The organism is Pontibacter rugosus (genome assembly GCF_042678745.1).
Taxonomy (GTDB): domain Bacteria; phylum Bacteroidota; class Bacteroidia; order Cytophagales; family Hymenobacteraceae; genus Pontibacter; species Pontibacter rugosus.
The window spans coordinates 1-20780 of sequence record NZ_JBHTLD010000070.1; the positions used below are offsets into that span (position 1 = coordinate 1).

Annotated in this window: 18 protein-coding genes; 13 read left to right on the forward strand and 5 right to left on the reverse strand. The window is 47.0% G+C overall.

The features are described 5' to 3' along the window. Positions 1–404: 404 nt before the first annotated feature. From ACFQ2O_RS09540 to porX, 3 genes are read right to left on the reverse strand one after another with little or no spacing between them, the layout of a single operon-like run. Complete coding sequence (locus ACFQ2O_RS09540; protein WP_377526361.1) at positions 405–1631, reverse strand: alanine dehydrogenase; 1227 nt, start codon at positions 1629–1631, stop codon at positions 405–407. Between the two features lies 1 nt (position 1632). After that, entirely contained in the window at positions 1633–2085 is a 453-nt protein-coding gene (gene tsaE, locus ACFQ2O_RS09545) for a tRNA (adenosine(37)-N6)-threonylcarbamoyltransferase complex ATPase subunit type 1 TsaE (RefSeq protein ID WP_377526364.1), read from the reverse strand. After that, the gene (gene porX / locus ACFQ2O_RS09550; RefSeq protein ID WP_377526367.1) at positions 2078–3637 is read right to left on the reverse strand and encodes a T9SS response regulator signal transducer PorX; all 1560 of its coding nucleotides are present in this window, start codon (positions 3635–3637) and stop codon (positions 2078–2080) included. The genes tsaE and porX overlap by 8 nt, the downstream gene beginning before the upstream one ends. A 419-nt stretch (positions 3638–4056) precedes the next feature. On the opposite strand from porX, the gene ACFQ2O_RS09555 reads away from it, so the two are divergent. The 8 genes from ACFQ2O_RS09555 to ACFQ2O_RS09590 all read left to right on the forward strand — a co-directional run bounded on the left by ACFQ2O_RS09555 (position 4057) and on the right by ACFQ2O_RS09590 (position 12084). Further along, a complete protein-coding gene (locus tag ACFQ2O_RS09555; RefSeq protein WP_377526370.1) occupies positions 4057–5286 on the forward strand; it encodes an HD domain-containing protein in 1230 nt (409 codons plus the stop codon). A 537-nt stretch (positions 5287–5823) separates the two neighbouring features. Continuing rightward, on the forward strand, positions 5824–5982 hold the full coding sequence (locus tag ACFQ2O_RS09560) for a hypothetical protein (protein WP_377526374.1): 159 nt from the start codon (positions 5824–5826) through the stop codon (positions 5980–5982). 231 nt (positions 5983–6213) lie between these two features. After that, positions 6214–7236 (forward strand): UDP-3-O-(3-hydroxymyristoyl)glucosamine N-acyltransferase, encoded by a 1023-nt coding sequence (gene lpxD, locus ACFQ2O_RS09565; RefSeq protein WP_377526377.1) that lies wholly within the window; start codon positions 6214–6216, stop codon positions 7234–7236. 190 nt (positions 7237–7426) lie between these two features. Further along, positions 7427–8821, forward strand: a complete 1395-nt coding sequence (locus ACFQ2O_RS09570; protein ID WP_377526380.1) for a bifunctional UDP-3-O-[3-hydroxymyristoyl] N-acetylglucosamine deacetylase/3-hydroxyacyl-ACP dehydratase — start codon at positions 7427–7429, stop codon at positions 8819–8821. After that, entirely contained in the window at positions 8818–9609 is a 792-nt protein-coding gene (lpxA, locus tag ACFQ2O_RS09575; RefSeq protein ID WP_377526384.1) for an acyl-ACP--UDP-N-acetylglucosamine O-acyltransferase, read from the forward strand. The genes ACFQ2O_RS09570 and lpxA overlap by 4 nt, the downstream gene beginning before the upstream one ends. Then, entirely contained in the window at positions 9599–10240 is a 642-nt protein-coding gene (locus tag ACFQ2O_RS09580) for an ABC transporter ATP-binding protein (protein ID WP_377526387.1), read from the forward strand. The genes lpxA and ACFQ2O_RS09580 overlap by 11 nt, the downstream gene beginning before the upstream one ends. 73 nt (positions 10241–10313) lie before the next feature. Beyond that, positions 10314–11021, forward strand: a complete 708-nt coding sequence (locus tag ACFQ2O_RS09585) for a YebC/PmpR family DNA-binding transcriptional regulator (protein ID WP_377526390.1) — start codon at positions 10314–10316, stop codon at positions 11019–11021. A 100-nt stretch (positions 11022–11121) separates the two neighbouring features. Then, positions 11122–12084, forward strand: coding sequence for a calcium/sodium antiporter (locus ACFQ2O_RS09590; protein ID WP_377526393.1), 963 nt, complete (start codon positions 11122–11124; stop codon positions 12082–12084). A gap of 107 nt (positions 12085–12191) precedes the next feature. Here the strand turns inward: ACFQ2O_RS09590 and ACFQ2O_RS09595 are convergent, their stop codons facing one another. Beyond that, complete coding sequence (locus ACFQ2O_RS09595; protein WP_377526397.1) at positions 12192–13469, reverse strand: erythromycin esterase family protein; 1278 nt, start codon at positions 13467–13469, stop codon at positions 12192–12194. Between the two features lie 156 nt (positions 13470–13625). After that, positions 13626–14348 carry a DUF4197 domain-containing protein gene (locus ACFQ2O_RS09600; protein ID WP_377526400.1) on the reverse strand — a complete coding sequence of 241 codons (723 nt, stop codon included), beginning with the start codon at positions 14346–14348 and terminating at the stop codon, positions 13626–13628. A 144-nt stretch (positions 14349–14492) separates the two neighbouring features. On the opposite strand from ACFQ2O_RS09600, the gene ACFQ2O_RS09605 reads away from it, so the two are divergent. The 5 genes from ACFQ2O_RS09605 to dnaK all read left to right on the forward strand — a co-directional run bounded on the left by ACFQ2O_RS09605 (position 14493) and on the right by dnaK (position 20772). Continuing rightward, positions 14493–15752, forward strand: coding sequence for a competence/damage-inducible protein A (locus tag ACFQ2O_RS09605; RefSeq protein WP_377526402.1), 1260 nt, complete (start codon positions 14493–14495; stop codon positions 15750–15752). A gap of 192 nt (positions 15753–15944) precedes the next feature. Continuing rightward, positions 15945–17294: a dihydrolipoamide acetyltransferase family protein gene (locus ACFQ2O_RS09610; RefSeq protein ID WP_377526405.1), complete on the forward strand. Its 1350-nt coding sequence runs from the start codon at positions 15945–15947 to the stop codon at positions 17292–17294. A gap of 160 nt (positions 17295–17454) precedes the next feature. Then, a complete protein-coding gene (locus ACFQ2O_RS09615) occupies positions 17455–17970 on the forward strand; it encodes a hypothetical protein (RefSeq protein ID WP_377526408.1) in 516 nt (171 codons plus the stop codon). A 54-nt stretch (positions 17971–18024) separates the two neighbouring features. Continuing rightward, positions 18025–18624 carry a hypothetical protein gene (locus ACFQ2O_RS09620; RefSeq protein ID WP_377526411.1) on the forward strand — a complete coding sequence of 200 codons (600 nt, stop codon included), beginning with the start codon at positions 18025–18027 and terminating at the stop codon, positions 18622–18624. Between the two features lie 210 nt (positions 18625–18834). Next, the gene (dnaK, locus tag ACFQ2O_RS09625; RefSeq protein WP_377526414.1) at positions 18835–20772 is read left to right on the forward strand and encodes a molecular chaperone DnaK; all 1938 of its coding nucleotides are present in this window, start codon (positions 18835–18837) and stop codon (positions 20770–20772) included. Positions 20773–20780 lie beyond the last annotated feature (8 nt).

A 20780-nucleotide genomic window follows, 5' to 3' on the forward strand; every position in this document is an offset into this window, starting at 1 on the left:
ACTCTTATGTTGAATCTATTTGTAAAATATACTTCTTTGAGCGTTAGCCTGAATAGCTGCTAACAACTGTTTACCTACCATAAGTTACAGCTTTTAAGTTACACTTAAGTAAGGTCAACTTATCTACAGAAATTCAAGCTATGAATTGGCAAAGGTACTCTTAACATCTGAGATAAAAAGCTTGCAGCTTCAAAATATTATAATTCCGGTGCTTCGGAAAGTAAAATAAGTAGACAGAGATAAGGCTTAAAGTAGCACAGTTACAGGCACAGCTGCTAGTTGGTTACAGCAGTCAGATTAAACCACCCCTAGCCCTTGCTTATCTAAATAGGGGAATTTTACTTACTGATGGATGCTATAGCTATGAACAATTAATTCAGTAGAAGCTATTTATTCTAGAAACCCTAATTCCTCACCGCAATCATAAGGCCCAGCTCTTTATACCGCATACCGAACTTTTTGGCGATATGGGCGTTGGTTAAACTCCCTTTGTAGATGTACACCCCGCTACGGTAATGTTCGTTCATGAACAGCACTTCATTTATACCGCCATACTTGGAATACTCGGTAAAAATAGGCGTGAAGATGTTACTTAGTGCCTGTGAAGCGGTGCGCGGTACGCGCGAAGGAATATTGGGCACGCAGTAGTGAATAATGTCATACTTGCGGTAAATGGGCCGTGAATGCGAAGTGATCTCTGACGTTTCAAAGCAGCCGCCCTGGTCAATGCACACGTCTATGATGATAGATCCTGGGTTCATCTGGGCTACTACTCCCTCCTCCACTACACAGGTAATCTGGCCTTCGTCGGCCACAAAAGCGCCAATTACCACATCCGCCTGCTTAATCTCGCTGTACATCACTGTCTTATCCAGGGTAGATGTAAAAATCTGAGCCCCTACATTGTGCTTTAGGCGGCGTAACTTGTAAATGTGGTTATCAAACACCCTTACTTCTGCTCCCATACCTAGGGCGGCACGGGCTGCATACTCTGCTACAGTGCCTGCACCAAGTATAACCACCTTGGTTGGAGCCACTCCTGTAATACCGCCAAGTATAATGCCTTTCCCTTCGTTGCTGCTGCTCAAATATTCAGCGGCCACCAGCATAACAGTACTTCCGGCAATTTCGCTCATGGCGCGCACTACTGGTTTTGCCTCTGATTTATCACGAATCAACTCAAACGAGAGGGCATTAATTTTCTTGCGTAGCAGCGCGTTAATATAATCAGCAGTCAGGTTACCAAAATGCAAGGCAGAAATCAGCGTCTGGCCGGGACGCAGGTAATCTATTTCGTCGTAAGTAGGAGGAGCTATTTTTAGTATGATCTCCGCTTCATACACTTCATCCGTAGCATAAACAATTTTGGCACCTGCTTCAGAGTACTCATGGTCTGAATATTTAGAAGGGCTTCCAGCACCAGTCTCTATCCAAATGCGATGCCCCTGGTCAGAAAGTTGCTTCACGGCGTCAGGCGTTAGTCCGATACGGTTTTCCTGAAACGACGATTCCTTCGGAATGCCAATAAACAGGCTACGGCGTCTATCCTCCACAGTCAGCATCGACTCTTTAGGATATAGTGCCTGGCTTGTAGCTATCTTCCCTAATTCTACGGCAAACTTCTCCGTCATATCAAACTCTGTTTATAATCATCGTACGCTCCAAACCTTCTTCATCCGCGTGCAGTTGCACCAGCAGGTAATGCTCCGGCAACAGATTCGGAATCATGGATGGCCACTCTATCAGGCAAAGGTTTCCCGAATCCAGGTACTCAAGCACCCCTATATCCAACGCCTCACGCTCTTCATTGATCCTATAAAAGTCAAAATGGTAAATAAGTTTCCTGGCCTCACCTTCGTACTCATTCACCAGAGCAAAGGTAGGGCTACTTACATTCTCCTGCACACCCAGCTGCCGGCAAAGTTCTTTAATGAGTGTTGTTTTTCCAGCGCCCATGGCTCCTTCAAACAAGATAACAGGCTCGTTAGCAGCTTCCGCTAAAAGCACAGAAGCCGTCGCTGGCAAATCCTCCAACGACGACATCTTTAGTTGTGCCACTTCAGTTCCCGTACTGTTGCTATGCATTTTTAGGTGTAAGCGTTATAAACGGTATGATAACTTCCTCCAACGATATGCCCCCATGCTGGAACGTATCTTTGTAGTAGTTTACATAATAGTTAAAGTTATTCGGATAAGCGAAGAAGTAATCTTCTATCGCAAATACAAACGTAGTGGAAACGTTTGCTTTAGGCAAGAAAAATCGTTCCGGTTTAGGAACAGTGAATACATCTTTATCGGTGTAGCCCAGGTTCTTGCCATGCTTGTAGCGCAGGTTGGTGTTGGTATTACGGTCCCCAATGATTTTAAAGGGCTTTTTAACACGGATAGTACCGTGGTCAGTGGTAATGATAAGCTTGCCTTTTTTATCTGCTATGGCTTTCAGTGTTTCAAACAGGGGCGAGTGCAGGAACCATGATTTAGTAATAGAGCGATAAGCTGACTCATCTGGCGCCAGTTCGCGCACCATATTACTGTCGGTACGAGCATGCGAAAGCATATCAACGAAGTTATACACAATCACGTTCAGCTTATTGTTGTCGAGGTTGCTGAACTTGCTGAGCAAATCTCTTCCGGCTGCCACATTGGTGATTTTGTGATAGCTGTGCTTATCTGTCACCTTGTTTTGCTGAAACTGAATATCAAGGAAATCAGCTTCGTGCAGGTTCTTTCCTTCTTCTTCGTCATCTCCAACCCACAGGTTCGGGTATTTCTTTGCTATTTCTGTGGGCATCATACCGGAGAAAATGGCATTACGAGCGTACGCCGTTGTGGTAGGAAGTATAGAATAGAACATCTCTTCTGCATCCACTGTGAAATAGTCCAGAATAAGCGGTTCCAGCACCTTCCATTGGTCATAGCGCAGGTTGTCTATCAGCAGAAAGTATACAGGCCGATCAGTCTCCTTCATCAACGGAAAAACACGCTCCTTAAACAACTGGTGTGACATCAGCGGCGCATCCTCATCCCCGTTTATCCAATCTTCATAATTTTCCATGATGAAGCGGGCGAAGTTAGAGTTTGCCTCGTCTTTCTGCATGTTGATGACGTCGGCCATACTTTTATTCTCCGTCTCGTCAATTTCCAGCTCCCAGTACACCAGCTTTTTATAAATATCTGCCCATTCTACCGAGCTAAGGCGCTCACCAAACGACATCCCCAGCTGCCTGAAGTCGCGCTGGTAGCTCATATTGGTTTTCTCGCTCACAAGGCGCTTATTATCCAGTATCTTTTTAACTGAGAGCAGTATCTGGTTTGGGTTTAGCGGCTTAATCAGGTAATCAGAGATTCTGGACCCGATGGCCTCTTCCATGATGTGCTCTTCTTCGCTCTTGGTGATCATAATTACCGGCACCGTCGGGCGCAGGTTCTTAAGCTCTGTAAGGGTTTCTAAACCGCTAATACCGGGCATGTTCTCGTCCAGAAACACAATGTCGAAGTTCTTGTCGCGGAACTCTTCTATAGCGTCTGCCCCACTGTTTACAGGTGTGATGTCATAGCCACGGTCTTCCAAAAAAAGGATGTGTGGCTTAAGCAGGTCGATTTCGTCATCGGCCCATAAAATATTGTATCTTTGCATAGTTTTATACTTGTCAGTTCTTTAGCTGGTAAATAGAGCTTATTATACTTTAGTTTAGCACCAGGTTAATTGGTTAAACGTTTAAGTGGCTTAGTTGTTAAATCATAAAGCTTCAGCGGTTTTACTGCGCTTCATACTTGCTCATCCCCCTGCCCCTTTGAAAGGGGCAGGGGGATGACAGCGACATTAACCATGCCGCAAGTTTAGCGACAGCGTAACTTGTGGCTATACTTGACAGCCAGTTTGTAACTGGCGCTACGCTCATTTTTATACCTTTACACAACTTGAAACCTTGCCATGATCACCACAAGTTGCAAACTTGCGGTATAGTTAGCTTGTTAATGATTTATACTTGCTAATACCTTAACGGCATACATTTTCAGAACATCTAATTTCCAAATCTTTCGCATCTCCTCCCTGTGAACAAGAAAAAAATATTCAACGACCCGGTTTATGGGTTCATCACAGCCCCAACTCATCTCACGTTTGATATTATTGAACATCCATACTTCCAGCGCCTCCGCCGCATAAAGCAACTTGGCCTGACGGAGATGGTATACCCCGGGGCTTTGCACACGCGCTTCCACCATGCACTGGGTGCCATGCACCTGATGGACACAGCACTGCAGACGCTCCGCAGTAAAAATAACGAAATAAACGATACTGAATTTGAAGCATCGCTGATCGCTATACTGCTGCACGACATTGGCCACGGGCCTTTTTCACACGCCCTGGAAACCGCTATCTTCAAAAATGTGCACCACGAGCACCTCTCCATGCACATCATGCATATGCTTAACGAGCATTTTGACGGAAGATTGAGTTTAGCCATCGATATCTTCAAAGATAACTATGATCGGCGGTTCTTCCACCAGCTCGTTTCAAGCCAGCTGGACGTAGACCGTCTGGATTACCTGAACCGCGACAGCTTTTATACCGGTGTGTATGAAGGGAAGATTGGTGCCGACCGCATCATTAAAATGCTGGATGTTGCCAACGACAAACTAGTGGTGGAAGAAAAGGCCATCTATAGTATAGAAAACTTCCTGGTGAGCCGCCGCCTGATGTACTGGCAAGTATACCTGCACAAAACCGTAATTAGCGCCGAGCATATGGTGCTTCGGGTAGTGCAGCGTGCCCGGGAGCTGATGCAGCGCGGGGTGGAGGTGCCAGCGAGCCCTTGCCTCCAGTTCTTTTTGGCCTCTGACCTAACCATGGATGACTTTAAAAACGATAAAAGCATACTGGAGCGCTTCGTAGCCCTGGATGATCACGATGTGTGGGGTGGCATTAAGTTATGGGCCACGCATCCTGATTTTATACTTTCATACCTGTCTCAGAGCATCCTGAACCGCAAACTGTTTAAAGTATTTATATCCAGTAAGCCTATCGAAGAGGATATGCTGCTAGGTATAAGCGAACTGGTGCAGGAGAAGTATAAGATATCTGAAGAAGAGGTAAAATACCTGATGATTTCGGGCAAGATAAGCAATAACGCCTATGATGTGGAGGGACAAACCATCGATATGCTCACCAAAACAGGCTATGTGGTGGATGTGGCCGAAGCGTCAGACCTTCCGAACATCAGAGCCTTGAGCTATAAAGTAGAGAAGCACTTTGTATGCTATCCAAAGGAAGTAGCACACTGAGAAGTAATCTTATAATAGTGTATAAGGCTTTATACTATTAGGAGAATTGGAAGTTGCCATTTATATGCTGTGTAAAAAACTACCGCAAGATTACATCTTGTGGTTGAAAAGGGGAAAGCTTTCAGCTTTCGTGGCAGATTTTAAGGTCTGCATACCCACACAGTTAAAAACTGAAGCATAAGTAGATGCGTCCTAATCATAGCTTTGCCTAAGGAGGGGAATTATCAGCAGCAGTAAACACTCCTGTAATCCATCCAAGGGGACAGTTTATACTTGTTGTATAGTGAAAACAGTAGCTATCGAATCTGTTCCCAGTCTTTCTGTTGAGCGCCTTGTAGCATCCCGGTGCCCTAAAGGGCATTGCGACCGAAGGGTAGCAAAGGGAGGATACACAGCGCGATACAGGAAGACGAGCCCTCGCGGGCTTGAGCGCTCCAAAGTATAAAGTGAAACAATAGGCATTTGGGAGCTGGAGGATGAACGGCAACTAGATAAGATAGCTTGGTTGAAGATGCAAAAAGCAGTATATATATAAGTATGGCTGACACCATTGCAAGTATGGCCGCGGCTGTAGCAGGGATGGCTTTGCCTAAAATAGGCACTAGCTGCAAGCTAGCGCCAGCGGGGATGGCAATGGGAGAAGAACCGCAACAAGTATGGCCGAGGCTATACAGGTATGTCTTACAAGCTGGTTGAAGTTTCAACTCAACACCATTATACTACACGAGTTGAAACCTCGCACCAGCGGAAGGAGCTGTAAAATCGAAAGCTTGCGCCAGCAGACACACATATCAGGACACAGCTAGCACTTCAGCCTGGCAGAAGCCAAACTATATTCTAAAACAAGATGTGATGCGCAAGAAGTTTTTGTTAAGTTTGCACCCCCATAGCATTAGCGTTTTTAAGTTTTTGCTCTAATTTTACAAAATGGAATTTACTGTTCAACAGATAGCTGAACTGCTTCATGGCAAGGTAGAGGGAGATAGTTCTGTCAGGGTCAGCACTTTAGCAAAAATAGAAGAAGCCCAGACAGGTGCACTTGCATTCTTATCTAACCCTAAGTATGAGCCATACTTATATAGCACGAATGCCAGCGCTGTCATCGTTTCTGATAAGCTGGAGCTGAAAAAAGATACAACAGCTACACTTATTCGGGTGGCAGATCCTTATTCCAGCTTCTCTACGCTGTTGCAATACTACCAGGCTGCACTACTTGCTTCAAAAACAGGTGTAGAAGAACCATGCTTTATGGGCCAGGGTAGCCATATTGGCGAGAACCATTACCGTGGTGCATTCTCCTACATTGGCGCTAACTGCAAAATCGGCAATAACGTCCGCATTTTTCCGCAGGCGTATATTGGCGATAACGTACATATAGGTGATAACACCACCATTTTTGCCGGCGTTAAGCTCTATACCAATACAGTAGTGGGCAGCAACTGCACCATTCACTCTGGTGCTGTTCTGGGCAGTGACGGCTTCGGCTGGGCTCCGCAGCCCGATGGTACCTACAAAGCCGTTCCACAGATTGGCAATGTGGTGCTGGAAGATGATATCTCTATTGGTGCCAACACAGCCATTGATTGTGCGACGATGGGCTCCACCATAATCCGCAAAGGAACAAAAATTGACAACCTGGTGCAGATAGCACATAATGTTGAAATAGGCGCCAATACCGTTGTTGCCTCACAAACAGGGATTTCCGGATCAGCCCGAATTGGAGAAAACTGCGTAATTGCGGGCCAGGTAGGCATAGTGGGTCATATTACCATCGCCAACAAAACAACGATCGGGGCACAATCAGGCGTATCTAAGTCTGTAAAGAAAGAGGGCACCATCATCCAGGGCTCCCCTGCTTTTGATTACAAGCAAAACCTGCGCGCCATGACCGTATTCCGTAAGCTTCCTGAATTACAGCGCGACCTGGAGTTTCTGAAAGAGAAGGTATAAATCAGCAGTTTATACTAAAAGCACAGGCTAGTTTCTCTATAAAAATTGGCAATAGCTTATATAATATCTTAAGTTTGCAGGGCAAGGCCAAGAATCAACGCCACCTGCAACAAGTGCACCGGCAGCGCTTTAGCTGCCGCTCTTGTTATTTAAAAGCGAGTACTTAACACGACTGACTACAGATACGTTAATGAACGATAAACAGCACACCATTACAGCTCCGGTAACTGTATCGGGCATTGGGTTGCACACCGGCGTGGTTTCTAATATGACGTTTAAACCGGCGCCAATCAACCATGGGTACAAATTCCAGCGTATTGATTTACCTGGCCAGCCTATTGTAGCCGCAGATGTTGATAATGTGGTAGACCTTTCGAGGGGAACGACAATAGAGCAGAATGGCGCACGCGTAAACACGGTAGAACACACATTAGCTGCCCTGGTCGGACTTCAAATAGATAACGTGCTGATTCAGCTGGATGGCCCTGAACCTCCCATCATGGACGGTTCATCTATCGAGTTTGTGAAGGCATTGCATGCAGCAGGGCTGCAGGAGCAGAACGCCTTACGCAACTACTTTGAAATTCCCAAAGGCCTCAGTTACATTGACGAAGACCGTGGTGTGGAGATAGCAGCGCTGCCGCTAGACGATTACCGCCTGACGGTGATGGTGGACTATAACTCGCCTGTACTTGGTAGCCAGCATGCCTCTATTACCGATATCAACCAGTTTGAAAAGGAAATAGCTTCCTGCCGCACATTTGTGTTCCTGCATGAGCTGGAGATGCTCTACAAGCAAAACCTGATCAAAGGCGGAGACCTTGACAATGCCATTGTGATTGTAGACCGTGTAGTACAGGAAGATGAACTCACACACCTATCCGACCTGCTGAAGAAGCAGAAGGTTGAGGTGAAGGAAGAGGGCATTCTGAACAACACAGAGCTTCGCTACAAGAACGAACCTGCCCGCCATAAACTGCTTGACCTGATTGGAGACCTTGCCTTGATTGGACGCCCGATCAAAGGCCAGATTCTGGCAGCGCGACCAGGCCATGCGGCCAATGTGGCATTTGCTAAAAAGGTGAAAAAGATGATCCACGAGGCTACGATTAAAAACGTGCCTACCTACGATCCTAAGAAGAAGCCGGTAATGGATATCAACCAGATTGCTGCTACCCTGCCGCACCGTTATCCGTTCCTGCTGATCGATAAAATCATTCACTTAGACGAAACCACCGTTACCGGCGTTAAAAACATAACCATGAATGAGCCTTTCTTTCAGGGCCACTTCCCGGGCAACCCAGTGCTGCCGGGCGTGATCCAGATTGAGGCCATGGCGCAGACAGGTGGCATCTTGGTTTTGAACACTGTAGAGAATCCTGAAGAATACTGGACATACTTTCTTGCCATTGACAAGTGCCGCTTTAAGCGTAAGGTAGTTCCGGGTGATACAATAATTTTCAAATGTGAGTTGCTGGCGCCCGTAAAACGCGGCATTGCCAAAATGAGTGGTCAGGCTTTTGTAGCAGGCCAGTTGGTAATGGAAGCAGAGATGTCGGCAAGTATAGTAAAAAAAGACGCATGAACCAGCCATTAGCATACGTACACCCAGAGGCTAAAATCGCGCAGAACGTAGTTATCGAGCCGTTTGCCACCATTCACAAAAATGTGGAAATCGGAGAAGGTACCTGGATCGGCTCCAATGCCGTGATCATGGAAGGTGCACGCATCGGGAAAAACTGCAAAATATTTCCTGGTGCCGTGGTATCCTCTATCCCGCAGGATCTTAAGTTTGCCGGTGAGGTAACTACTGCTCATATCGGAGACAACACCGTTATCCGTGAGTTTGTAACTGTCAGTCGCGGCACCATCGATAAGATGCGCACTGTAATCGGAAGCAACTGCCTTATTATGGCTTACGCACACGTTGCGCACGACTGTACAGTAGGTGATAATTGCATTGTAGGTAACGCCGTACAAATGGCTGGCCACGTGGAAGTCGGTGATTTTGCCATCATCAGCGCTACGAGTGCCATTCATCAGTTTGTAAAAGTAGGTTCTCACTCCTTTATCTCCGGTGGATCACTGGTGCTGAAAGATGTGCCTCCTTTTGTAAAAGCTGCCCGCGAGCCGCTTTCCTATGCAGGCATCAACTCTATCGGTATGCGCCGCAGAGGGTATGTTAGTGAGCAGATCAACGATATACAGCACGTATACCGCCTGCTGTTCCTGAACGGCCTGAACAACAGCCAGGCACTCGATAAAATAGAAGTAGAGCTATCGCCTAGCCGTGAGCGCGACGAAATAATCAACTTTGTGCGCAACTCTGGACGTGGCATAATCAAAGGCTATTTCGCAAAAGATGCAAATTAACCTAACAGGCTTAGGTAAACGCTATAACTACGAGTGGATTTTCCGGAACCTGACTTATACGTTTGAGTCAGGCACCTCTTATGCCATACTTGGGCATAACGGTTCCGGGAAATCCACTCTTCTTACAATTATTGCCGGGCACAACCTTTACAGTGAGGGGCAGCTGGAGTATACTGTTAACGGCAAAAAAATTCAGCCAGACGAGGCTTATCGGCATTTATCGCTAACGGCACCTTACCTGGAGCTGGTGGAAGAGTTTTCTTTACTGGAGATGCTGGACTTCCATACACGTTTCAAGCCTCTGCGCCAGCAGCTCTCTACAACTGCTTTGATAGACCGCATGGGCCTGCATAAATCGAAGCACAAATTTGTAAAGGACTTCTCATCTGGTATGAAGCAGCGCCTGAAACTGGGTATAGCCATTTACTCCGACACCTCACTCCTATTGCTGGATGAGCCCACCACAAACCTTGATCAGGAAGGCGTGGCCTGGTACCAGGAGCATGTGGCACAGAATAAGACTGGCAGACTGATCATTGTTGGTTCCAACATTCAGCACGAGTACAGTTTTTGTGAACAGCAGCTGCGGATTTCAGATTATCATTCGGCTACGGCTAAACCACGGGTGTAGCAGCATTTTTAGCGCTAATGCTACCATATTAAGTTGAAGCTGCCTAACTTTGTAAACAGACAAAAATCACACTATGGGACGCGCATTTGAATTTAGAAAAGCCCGTAAGTTTAAACGCTGGGACAAAATGTCGAAGGCCTTTACGCGCATCGGGAAAGAGATAGTAATGGCCGTGAAAGAAAGCGGCCCTAGCCCTGATACCAACTCGCGCCTGCGTACGGCCATCCAAAACGCCAAAGGCGTTAACATGCCCAAGGATCGTATCGAGGCAGCCATAAAGCGAGCTTCTTCAAAAGAGGAAAAAGATTACGAAGAGGTAGTATACGAAGGATATGCACCACATGGCATCGCCATTGTAATTGAGTGCGCGACTGATAACCTGAACCGTACCGTTGCCAACGTACGTATGCATTTTTCTAAAGGCGGCGGCTCGCTGGGCAAAACCGGTTCTTTGGACTTTATGTTTGACCGCAAGGGCATCTTTAAGATACCTGCCGAAGGCGTAGACTTAGAAGAACTGGAGCTGGAATTGATTGATTTCGGAGCAGAAGAAATATACGAGCACGAAGGTGAGATCATCATCGAGACGCCTTTTACTGAGTTTGGCAACATGCAGAAAGGCCTTGAAGAGAAAGGCATTGAAGTGGTAAGTGCAGATGTACAACGCATCCCGACTACCCGTACAGAACTAACCGAAGAGCAGGAAGAAGAGGTGTTAAGCCTTGTGGAGCGCTTTGAGGAAGACGACGACGTGCAGGCAGTATACCACAACATGGCCTAGTAAACTACTAAAGACAATTGGTGGCTGCTCTTACCTTAGTTTGGGCAGCCATTTTTTTTAAGGCCGCCTAAAGCAGCTTTTAACTAGACAGAAACGCAGCATGCTCCTATACATTCTATTCATACTTGGTTTTGTATTTCTGATAAAAGGTGCCGATGTGCTGGTAGAGGGAGCTTCCTCTATCGCCAAACGCTACGGCCTGCCAGACATGGTAGTTGGTCTGACGATTGTGTCCTTTGGAACGTCTCTTCCAGAGCTTATCATCAACATACTTTCCAGCTTACAAGGGCAGTCTGAGTTGGCCATTGGCAATGTGTTTGGAAGCAATGTAGCTAACCTGCTGCTTATACTTGGTGTTACCGCCATTATTTGCCCGTTGCCCATCAGGCGAAACACCATACTCACAGAAATACCTTTTTCTTTGATAGCCACGCTGCTGGTAGGATTTTTGGCTAACGCTACCCTGCTCGACAACCAGGCTGGCTTGTTCATCAGTCGCTTAGATGGCGGCATTCTGCTTTTCTTCTTTGTGCTGTTTATGGTATACATCTATAATATAGCCAAAACAAACAAAGACGAAGTTTTACCTGACGATGGCACACCTGTCATGTCTATGGGTAAGTCTATACTTTACATTTTGCTGGGAATGGCTGGCCTGTTTTTGGGTGGCAAATGGGTAGTGGATGGAGCTGTAAGTATAGCCCAATCGTTTGGCCTGAGTGAGTCTTTTATTGGCTTGACCGTAGTGGCAATCGGCACCTCCTTACCTGAACTTGTTACCTCAGCCATGGCAGCCTACCGCCGCAACATCGATATAGCAGTTGGCAACGTGGTAGGCTCTAATATTTTCAACCTGCTCTGGATTCTGGGCATAAGCGCTTTGATAAACCCGCTGCCTTTCAATGTCATGAGCAATTCGGATGTGGTCATGATGATTATAGCCAGTACTTTGCTGATTATAGCCATGCCTATCGGGAAGCGCAACGCCATCGACCGCTGGAACGGGATCTTCTTTCTGCTCGTGTACGTGGCCTATATTTATTACCTGATCATGAGGGGGTAGCTTGTAGAGTTCTGAGTCTTGAGTTCTGAGTCACGAGTTTTATAAGTTTATAAGACTCGTGACTCAGAACTCAAGACTCAGAACTAATTATTAAGCGCCCTCGGCACTTAATAATTCCAAGGGTATAGATCGGGCTCTCTGCCGCCATGGTTCTTCATGCGAAGCGGGTGTACAGCCTCTGTGTCCTCAAAGTAGATAAACGCATCATAGCGTTCAGGTATAACTGTTGGCACATAATTGCCGAACATTTCTATTTTTGGATCATACACCACCCCAATGGCACGGTGCCCGATACGTTTCTGTAGTTCTGGCACGTCACGCAGGTCGCTGGAAAGTATGATTTTATCATCCGTGCTGATGTTGTGCAGCATTGCCTCCCAGCTACCTTCCACAGCTGGTGGCACATCCATCTTCTGCATCGGTGCACCCCACGATTTTCCTGCTATCACTGTTCCCTGATAACCACCAAAACCAACCAGCTTCACATTTTCACGGCCATACTTCTCCCTTGCCAGCTGGCCAATATTATACATGCCGTGATCAGACATGTCCGTACAGCGGGCGTCTCCGATGTGCGTATTATGCTCCCAAACGATAGCCTTTGCATCCGGCCCATGAAACTCCAGTAGCCTATCCAGCGTGTCCATCATGTGCCCGTCGCGCACGTTCCAGGAGTTGCCACTGCCCTGCACCATGGCGCGGTAATATTTCTCAGCATTGGCAGCTACAAAAGCGTTCTGCTTCGTGTTAAATTCCTGTTCGGGGTCGTCTGTAAATACACGCTGCTGCTGTACTTTCTGTAGCATCTCAATCACCTCCTGCTCACAATCGGTAGGCACAAAAGCTGTAGCTTGTGCATATACCTGCGGGTCTCGGTTGAAAGGCTCAAAACAACTGATAGCGTTGCGCGCTGCCTCGGCAGCCTGCCCGTCTGTCTGCTCCAGATAGCGCACAATCTGGTCCAGCGACTCCCACAGGCTGTATACATCTAAACCATAAAAGCCTGCTTTATCGGGGCTGCTCCGTTGGTTGTTATACTCCCGCAGCCACTCTACCAGTGCAGCTACTTCCCAGTTAGCCCACATCCAGGTAGGCCAGCGCCGGTATACCTGAAGCACATCGGCAATTTTACTCGTAGTTTGGTAGCCTTTTACCATGCGGTTTACCACATAACACTCCGGCCAGTCGCCTTCTACTGCAATAAACTTAAAGCCTTTCTCCTGTATTAGTCGGCGCGAAATTGCGGTACGCCAGGTATAATATTCTGAAGTGCCATGCGATGCTTCGCCGAGCATCACCACCCGGGCATCTCCTATTTCATCAATCAGAACATCCAAGTCTTTTTCTTTTGTAAGTGCGGTGTAGTGGAAAGGTTTGTTTGCCATAGTTGTGTAGGTAAAGTATAAAGCAGCGCATCATTTCGAATTTTGCTGTATTGTACTTTCATTGAGAAGTTTATGTTCCACAAAAAAACACCCGCTCTGCCTATTGGCGGAGCGGGTGCCTGTATGGTATTAAACTTATATTTGGCTAACTGCCTGCTATTGCTGGGCAAACACTCGGCGCAGCAGGTCAGTAGTGCGCGCCATAGGGTTTTCACGTATCTTCGCCTCCTCCTGGGCTACTAACACAAACAGTCCATCAATGGCTTTTTGTGTTGCATAATCGTCCAGATCCGGGTTAACCTTCTGCGTTAGCGGTATCTTATTGTACTGGTTCACAATGTCGGTATAGTAGCGGGTGGCATTGGTCTTTTCCAGCGACTTTACCATGATCGGGTTAAAGGTATTGTATAGTTGCTGCGATGTAGTGCGCTTCAGGTACTGCGTGGCGGCATTCTTATCTCCTTTAAGTATAGCCCATGCGTCCTGAATGGTCATTTGCTTGATGGCACTCACGAAAATTGGAATCGCACTTTTAGCTGCATCCTCAGCGCCTCGGTTCAGGGTAAGCACAAACTTATCTACCTGATCGCCTAAACCGATTTGGCGTAAGGTGTTCTCCACACGCTGCACATCCTCCGGAAAAGGTATTTTTATCAGTGGATTGCCAAAGTACCCGTTTGTTTGCGATGCTTGCCCGGCTCCATTATTAATTCCTACCTCAAGCGCCTGTTTCAGGCCTGATGCCACTTCCGTTTGCGTTAGCGTGCCCGTTCCACCTGCGGCAATCACACCATCCATCGTGCGCTGGATATCTGTTACCGAACAGGCAGAGGCACCAACTGCCACTGCAACCAGCGAGGTGTAAAGTAATTTCTTCATGTATGCTTTTTGTTAATTTACAGTTTGATACTAACCCAGACAAAAGTCTTACATCTTATGTCTTGCTACTTGTGTCGCTTTTAAGCAACATCTTTACCTTTATCAGGTTTAACAGACTATTGCACAAATCAGACCAAAATATATATGAAAGCAGTTATTGCTGAAATCATCACCATCGGAGACGAAATACTCTATGGACAGATAGTAGACACCAACTCGGCCTGGATGGGTACTGAATTAACAAAAATCGGGGTTCGGGTAAAGCAGATCACCTCTATTTCTGATGCAGAGGAACATATCGTTCAAGCTTTAGACGAGGCCAAAACAAGGGCAGACATCATCCTGATAACCGGCGGCCTGGGCCCTACCAAAGACGACCTGACAAAAACGGTACTTACCGCCTACTTCCAGACTTCGCTAAAGCTGCACGAGCCTTCGCTGGCCGATGTAACCGAGATTTTTAAATCGAGAGGCAGAGAGATAACTGAGCTAAACAGACAGCAGGCGTTTTTACCTGAGGCATGTACACCGGTGCGCAATGTACTGGGCACCGCACCGGGCATGTGGTTTGAGCAGGATGGGAAAGTATTTGTTTCGATGCCGGGTGTGCCTTTTGAGATGAAGCGCATGATGAACGATACGGTACTGCCCCAGCTACAAGCTTACTTTAAAACGCCGCAGATCATGCACAAAGTAGTCCAGACAATCGGTTTGCCAGAATCTATACTTGCAGAACGACTGGAAAACTGGGAGACGAACCTGCCGCCTCACCTAAAACTAGCATACCTCCCTCACCTGGGCAACGTGCGCCTGCGTCTCACCGGCCAAAGTATGGATAGGGAAAAACTGGAACAGGAACTACAGCAGGAGGTTGATAAACTAAAAGACATCATCCCTAACCATATATTTGCCTATGGCGAGGTAAAGCTGGAGGAGGCCGTAGGGCAAATGCTGAAAGAGCGTGGACTTACTGTTGCCACCGCAGAAAGTTGCACAGGAGGTTTTCTGGCGCATAAAATCACAAGTATAAGTGGCAGTTCTGCCTATTATCAAGGCAGTGTTATTGCCTATCATAATGAGGTGAAGATACGGGAGTTGCACGTGAAACAGGAAACCCTGCAACAGCATGGTGCCGTAAGCGAGGCTACTGTGCGGGAGATGGCCGAAAACGTGCGCCAGAAATTTAATGCCGATATTGGTTTGGCAACAAGTGGCATAGCTGGCCCGGACGGCGGAACAGCTGCGAAACCAGTTGGCACCATCTGGATTGCCTATGCAGATAAAAACCAAACGGTGGCAAAACTGCTCAACTTTAACAAAGACAGGCTGATCAACATAGAATATACCACGATGGCAGTGCTGAACCTGGTGCGGCAAAGTTTAAACGCAACGGTTGAGGAATAGGGTAAAATCCTTAACTTTGTTTTGCAAATTTGAAAAAGACACAAGTATCAGGACCCAAGACACAAGACTTTTAGCAAGTGTTGTCGCAACTGGTAAAACTTTGAAATTGCGCTGCTCTTTGTCAGATTTGTTCTGACCTATACTTATAGCTGGAATCAAAAAACGATCAACGAAAAACGAATAAAGACATATATGGCACTTGTAGAAATGGTTATGCCCAAGATGGGCGAGAGTATCATGGAAGGTACCGTTCTGAAATGGCTCAAAAACGTGGGAGACACTATTGAGCAGGATGAATCGGTGTTGGAAGTGGCTACAGATAAAGTGGATACAGAAGTACCAGCCTTACAAGGTGGTGTACTGAAGGAGATACTGGTACAGGAAGGTGATGTGGTAGCCGTTGGCGCACCTATCGCTATTATCTCTACCGATGGCGAAGACACAGGTTCTTCTGCTCCTGCTGCCGCTACTGAAGCACCTGCCACGGCTGCGCCTCAAGCGGAGCCACAGCAAAGCGAATCAACCGCTTCTGCTAATGCCACTGCCAAGCTTGACCAACCTGCCACTGGCCGTTTCTACTCGCCTTTAGTGCTGAATATTGCCCGCGAAGAAGGTATTTCTATGCAGGAACTGGAGTTTGTGCCAGGCACCGGCAGCGAAGGCCGTGTTTCTAAAAAAGATATCCTGACTTACCTAGAAAGCCGTAAAAACGCACCGGCTCAGGCTGCTGAACCTGTTGCCAGTACTCCTGCTCCACAGGCCCAGCCGCAAAAAACTGCCGCTACCCCTGCACCAGCAGCTCCTCAGGTTAAACCTGCTGCCTCTTATGGTGGCAACGTAGAGCTGATTGAGATGGACCGCATGCGCAAGATGATTGCAGACCGTATGGTTGATAGCAAGCGCATCTCTCCGCACGTAACCTCTTTTGTGGAGGCAGACGTTACCAACATCGTGAACTGGAGAAACAAGTGGAAAAACGAGTATAAAAAGCGCGAAGGCGAAAACCTTACCTTCACTCCTATCTTTATAGATGCCATTGCCAAAGCGATAAAGGATTACCCTATGATCAATGTGTCTGTAGACGGGGGTACCATCATCCGCCACAAAGACATTAACATTGGTATGGCTGTAGCTTTGCCAAGCGGAAACCTGATTGTGCCGAATATCAAGAACGCAGACCAGCTGAACCTGAACGGCCTGACCAAAAAGGTGAATGACCTGGCAAACCGTGGCCGCATGAACAAACTGACTCCGGATGATCTGGCCGGTGGTACATATACGGTTTCTAACGTTGGTTCTTTCGGAAACGTGATGGGTACGCCTATTATCATGCAACCGCAGGTAGCCATTATGGCCGTTGGCGCGATCAAGAAGAAGCCAGCCGTAATCGAGACGCCGGAAGGTGATTTGATCGGTGTGCGTCACTTCATGTACCTGTCGCACTCTTATGACCACCGCGTAGTGGATGGCTCTTTGGGTGGCATGTTTGTACGCCGTGTGGCTGATTACCTGGAGAACTTTGACGTAAACCAGACGATCTAGTCAAGCATCAGAAAAGCATAAATAACAAAGAAAAGCCTGTCTCGTTACTGAGGCAGGCTTTTGCTTTAGAATTATAATGTATCCGCAGCATCTTTTACTGCAACCAAAAGTATAAACTAAGACATCAGATAAATTTACTTTTATACTCAAAACAAGATTCATGAAAAGCACCCTACCCTGGATACTAGCCGCTGTTTTCCTCTTCCTGGCAATCTACTTTTACTGGCAAAAGAATGAAACCGAAAGTCGCTTGACTATTGCCGATAACCAGGTAGCCGACATTAACACGGAACTGGAACAGCAGTCAGAAGCCACCGATTCGCTGGAAGATATGATGCTGCCGCCGGACACGATGGATCTTGTACCTCCCGGAGGAGCCGCTTTTGTAGATGAGCTTGGCACCCTAAGCCAAGGTGATGTGCAGCGCCTGCAGCAAAAAGGCCTGCAAAACCCTGAATCAGATTTAATGAACGACCTGAACCGGAAGCAGAGCAAGCTTATCCCTGCCGATGGCGTGTTAGGAGGCTCTATGGCTATCCGTGACAGCCGCATACTAAACGACCGCTATGCCATGGCTTACTATGAAGACGGCCACAATGGCGGTTATATGTTATTGAAGTATACAGTAAGCAACGGTAAAATCAATTGGAATGTGGTAGACAACTCAAGGCTATAAAATTTTTAGTTCACGTTTACAGTTGGAGAAGTATAAAGTATAAAACAACCTGCCATGGCTTTCCTACAAACACTGCTCCCCTTGCTGCTCGCCCTTATACTGACTGACACGGGTGAGTTGAAACTGCAACAGGATCTGCAAAAAGATCTAACAAGGCTACAGCAAAGCAACAGTCACTTCATCAGCGACAACAGTATACTTAATCCGTCTGTGCAGACAGTGGCCAACGATATGCAGCTGTTCAGCCTGATAGCATACCTTGAGTTGGCAAAAGCAACTTATACCCAACAGATACAGGGGCCACACCAGGTACAGCAGTGGCGGTTTGAAGAAGGAGATATCCGGAGCATTACACAAATAGAAAGTCATATCCAGCTAGACACAGTTGTTACACAGCGGTATTTAAACGAGCGTGCTCCTACCCAGCGGCGCATCACAAACAACTTCACCTTTCATTCTTATATTGTTTCCACTGCCGCAGAACCAGCAAAACTTTACTACGTGTCAGAAACAGAACAAGGGCTGCTCTCATACAAACTGGGAGAAAAGCAGGTGCAGCTTACGTATACTTCGCCTAAAGAAGGTTTAAGCGATTTACTGCCCTTGTACCATCAACAAGTAGAAAAGCTAAGGCAAGACCTGCTACAGCAGTAGTACTGCATTAGTAGCACCTGCCAGCCAACACCGCAAAAGTGTCCTGATAACAGGAACTTCAGGAGAGCAGATCAGCCAAAACCGAATTTCACCTGACCTATTCTGACATATTGACATAAATTACATGCCATTTCCCCCTTGGCACATCCCTTGATAAATGAAAAGTATCAAACATGGATTTAAAACAAGAAAGATAAATAAAGCTATAGAATGGGAAAAATAATAGGTATTGACTTAGGAACAACGAACTCTTGCGTTGCTGTAATGGAGGGTAATGAGCCAGTTGTAATTCCTAACAGCGAAGGCCGCCGCACAACTCCGTCTATCGTTGCTTTTTTAGATAACGGAAACGGCGAGCGTAAAGTAGGTGATCCTGCCAAACGCCAGGCAATCACAAACCCTCAGAACACCATCGCTTCTATCAAGCGCTTCATGGGCCACAGCTACAATGAAGTAAGTGAAGAATCGAAGCAGGTGTCTTACAGCGTAGGGCAAGGCAGCAACAACACCGTGCGTGTTAAGATTGGCGAAAGAGAGTATACACCACAGGAAATCTCTGCCATGGTACTTCAGAAAATGAAGGCTACTGCAGAAGAGTACCTGGGTACTACTGTAACGGAAGCGGTTATTACCGTACCAGCTTATTTTAACGATGCACAGCGCCAGGCTACAAAAGAAGCCGGACAAATTGCAGGCCTTGAAGTAAAGCGTATTATTAACGAACCAACAGCAGCAGCGCTTGCTTACGGTTTGGATAAGAAGAGCATAGACCAGAAGATTGCAGTATTTGACCTTGGTGGTGGTACGTTCGATATCTCGATACTGGAACTAGGTGACGGTGTGTTCGAGGTACTTTCTACAAACGGTGACACACACTTGGGTGGTGATGACTTTGACTCTGTCATTATCAACTGGCTGGCTGATGAGTTCAAAAACGACGAAGGCATTGACCTGCGCAGAGATCCAATGGCACTACAGCGCTTAAAAGAAGCTGCTGAAAAAGCGAAGATCGAACTTTCTTCTTCTCAGGAGACAGAAATCAACCTGCCATACATCATGCCGGTTGATGGTGTGCCGAAACACTTGGTACGCAAGCTGACGCGCGCTAAGTTCGAGCAGCTGTCTGATGACCTGATCCGCCGCTCTATGGAGCCATGCCGTCAGGCCCTGAAAGATGCTGGCCTGTCTACTTCTGACATCGATGAGGTGATTCTGGTAGGTGGTTCTACCCGTATTCCGAAAGTACAGGAAGAAGTAGAGAAGTTCTTCGGCAAGAAGCCTTCTAAAGGTGTAAACCCGGATGAGGTAGTTGCTATTGGTGCTGCGATTCAGGGTGGTGTGTTAACTGGTGAGGTAAAAGACGTGCTCCTGCTGGACGTAACGCCACTTTCACTGGGTATCGAGACAATGGGCGGTGTAATGACCAAACTGATCGAGTCTAACACTACGATTCCTACGAAGAAGTCTGAGACTTTCTCGACTGCTTCTGATAACCAGCCGTCTGTAGAGATACATGTGCTGCAGGGTGAGCGCCCTATGGCAAAAGACAACCGCACCATCGGTCGTTTCCACCTGTCGGATATTCCACCAGCACCACGCGGAGTTCCTCAAATTGAAGTGATCTTTGATATTGATGCGAACGGTATCTTGCATGTAACTGCGAAAGATAAAGCCACAGGCAAAGAGCAGAAGATCCGTATTGAGGCTTCTTCTGGTCTGAGCGAGCAGGAAATTGAGAAGATGCGCAAAGAGGCAGAAGCCAACGCTGAAGCTGATAAGAAGGCGAAGGAAGAAATTGAGAAGCTGAACACTGCTGACTCTATGATCTTCCAGACTGAGAAGCAGCTGAAAGAGTATGGCGATAAGCTTTCTGAAGGCAATAAGTCGAACGTCGAGTCGGCATTGGGCCAGCTGAAAACTGCACACGGAGCAAAAGACGTTGCTGGTATTGACGCTGCACTAGAAGCGCTGAACAATGCCTGGAGCGCAGCATCTCAGGAGATGTATGCCGCTACGCAGGGTGCTGAAGGCCAGGGAGCGCCAGGTGGCAATGGCCAGGCTAATGCCGGAGCCAATGCAGGTGGCGCAGCCAATAATGATGGCGGCGTAACTGACGTAGATTATGAAGAAGTAGACGGCAACAAATAAGCCTTCTA

What these genes read in the sequence shown, in the direction of transcription:
- ACFQ2O_RS09540 (WP_377526361.1), bottom strand. Translation starts at nt 1,631, where the DNA reads ATGACGGAGAAGTTTGCCGTAGAATTAGGGAAGATAGCTACAAGCCAG.
- tsaE (WP_377526364.1), bottom strand. Translation starts at nt 2,085, where the DNA reads ATGCATAGCAACAGTACGGGAACTGAAGTGGCACAACTAAAGATGTCG.
- porX (WP_377526367.1), bottom strand. Translation starts at nt 3,637, where the DNA reads ATGCAAAGATACAATATTTTATGGGCCGATGACGAAATCGACCTGCTT.
- ACFQ2O_RS09560 (WP_377526374.1), top strand. Translation starts at nt 5,824, where the DNA reads ATGGCTGACACCATTGCAAGTATGGCCGCGGCTGTAGCAGGGATGGCT.
- lpxD (WP_377526377.1), top strand. Translation starts at nt 6,214, where the DNA reads ATGGAATTTACTGTTCAACAGATAGCTGAACTGCTTCATGGCAAGGTA.
- ACFQ2O_RS09570 (WP_377526380.1), top strand. Translation starts at nt 7,427, where the DNA reads ATGAACGATAAACAGCACACCATTACAGCTCCGGTAACTGTATCGGGC.
- lpxA (WP_377526384.1), top strand. Translation starts at nt 8,818, where the DNA reads ATGAACCAGCCATTAGCATACGTACACCCAGAGGCTAAAATCGCGCAG.
- ACFQ2O_RS09580 (WP_377526387.1), top strand. Translation starts at nt 9,599, where the DNA reads ATGCAAATTAACCTAACAGGCTTAGGTAAACGCTATAACTACGAGTGG.
- ACFQ2O_RS09585 (WP_377526390.1), top strand. Translation starts at nt 10,314, where the DNA reads ATGGGACGCGCATTTGAATTTAGAAAAGCCCGTAAGTTTAAACGCTGG.
- ACFQ2O_RS09590 (WP_377526393.1), top strand. Translation starts at nt 11,122, where the DNA reads ATGCTCCTATACATTCTATTCATACTTGGTTTTGTATTTCTGATAAAA.
- ACFQ2O_RS09595 (WP_377526397.1), bottom strand. Translation starts at nt 13,469, where the DNA reads ATGGCAAACAAACCTTTCCACTACACCGCACTTACAAAAGAAAAAGAC.
- ACFQ2O_RS09600 (WP_377526400.1), bottom strand. Translation starts at nt 14,348, where the DNA reads ATGAAGAAATTACTTTACACCTCGCTGGTTGCAGTGGCAGTTGGTGCC.
- ACFQ2O_RS09605 (WP_377526402.1), top strand. Translation starts at nt 14,493, where the DNA reads ATGAAAGCAGTTATTGCTGAAATCATCACCATCGGAGACGAAATACTC.
- ACFQ2O_RS09610 (WP_377526405.1), top strand. Translation starts at nt 15,945, where the DNA reads ATGGCACTTGTAGAAATGGTTATGCCCAAGATGGGCGAGAGTATCATG.
- ACFQ2O_RS09615 (WP_377526408.1), top strand. Translation starts at nt 17,455, where the DNA reads ATGAAAAGCACCCTACCCTGGATACTAGCCGCTGTTTTCCTCTTCCTG.
- ACFQ2O_RS09620 (WP_377526411.1), top strand. Translation starts at nt 18,025, where the DNA reads ATGGCTTTCCTACAAACACTGCTCCCCTTGCTGCTCGCCCTTATACTG.
- dnaK (WP_377526414.1), top strand. Translation starts at nt 18,835, where the DNA reads ATGGGAAAAATAATAGGTATTGACTTAGGAACAACGAACTCTTGCGTT.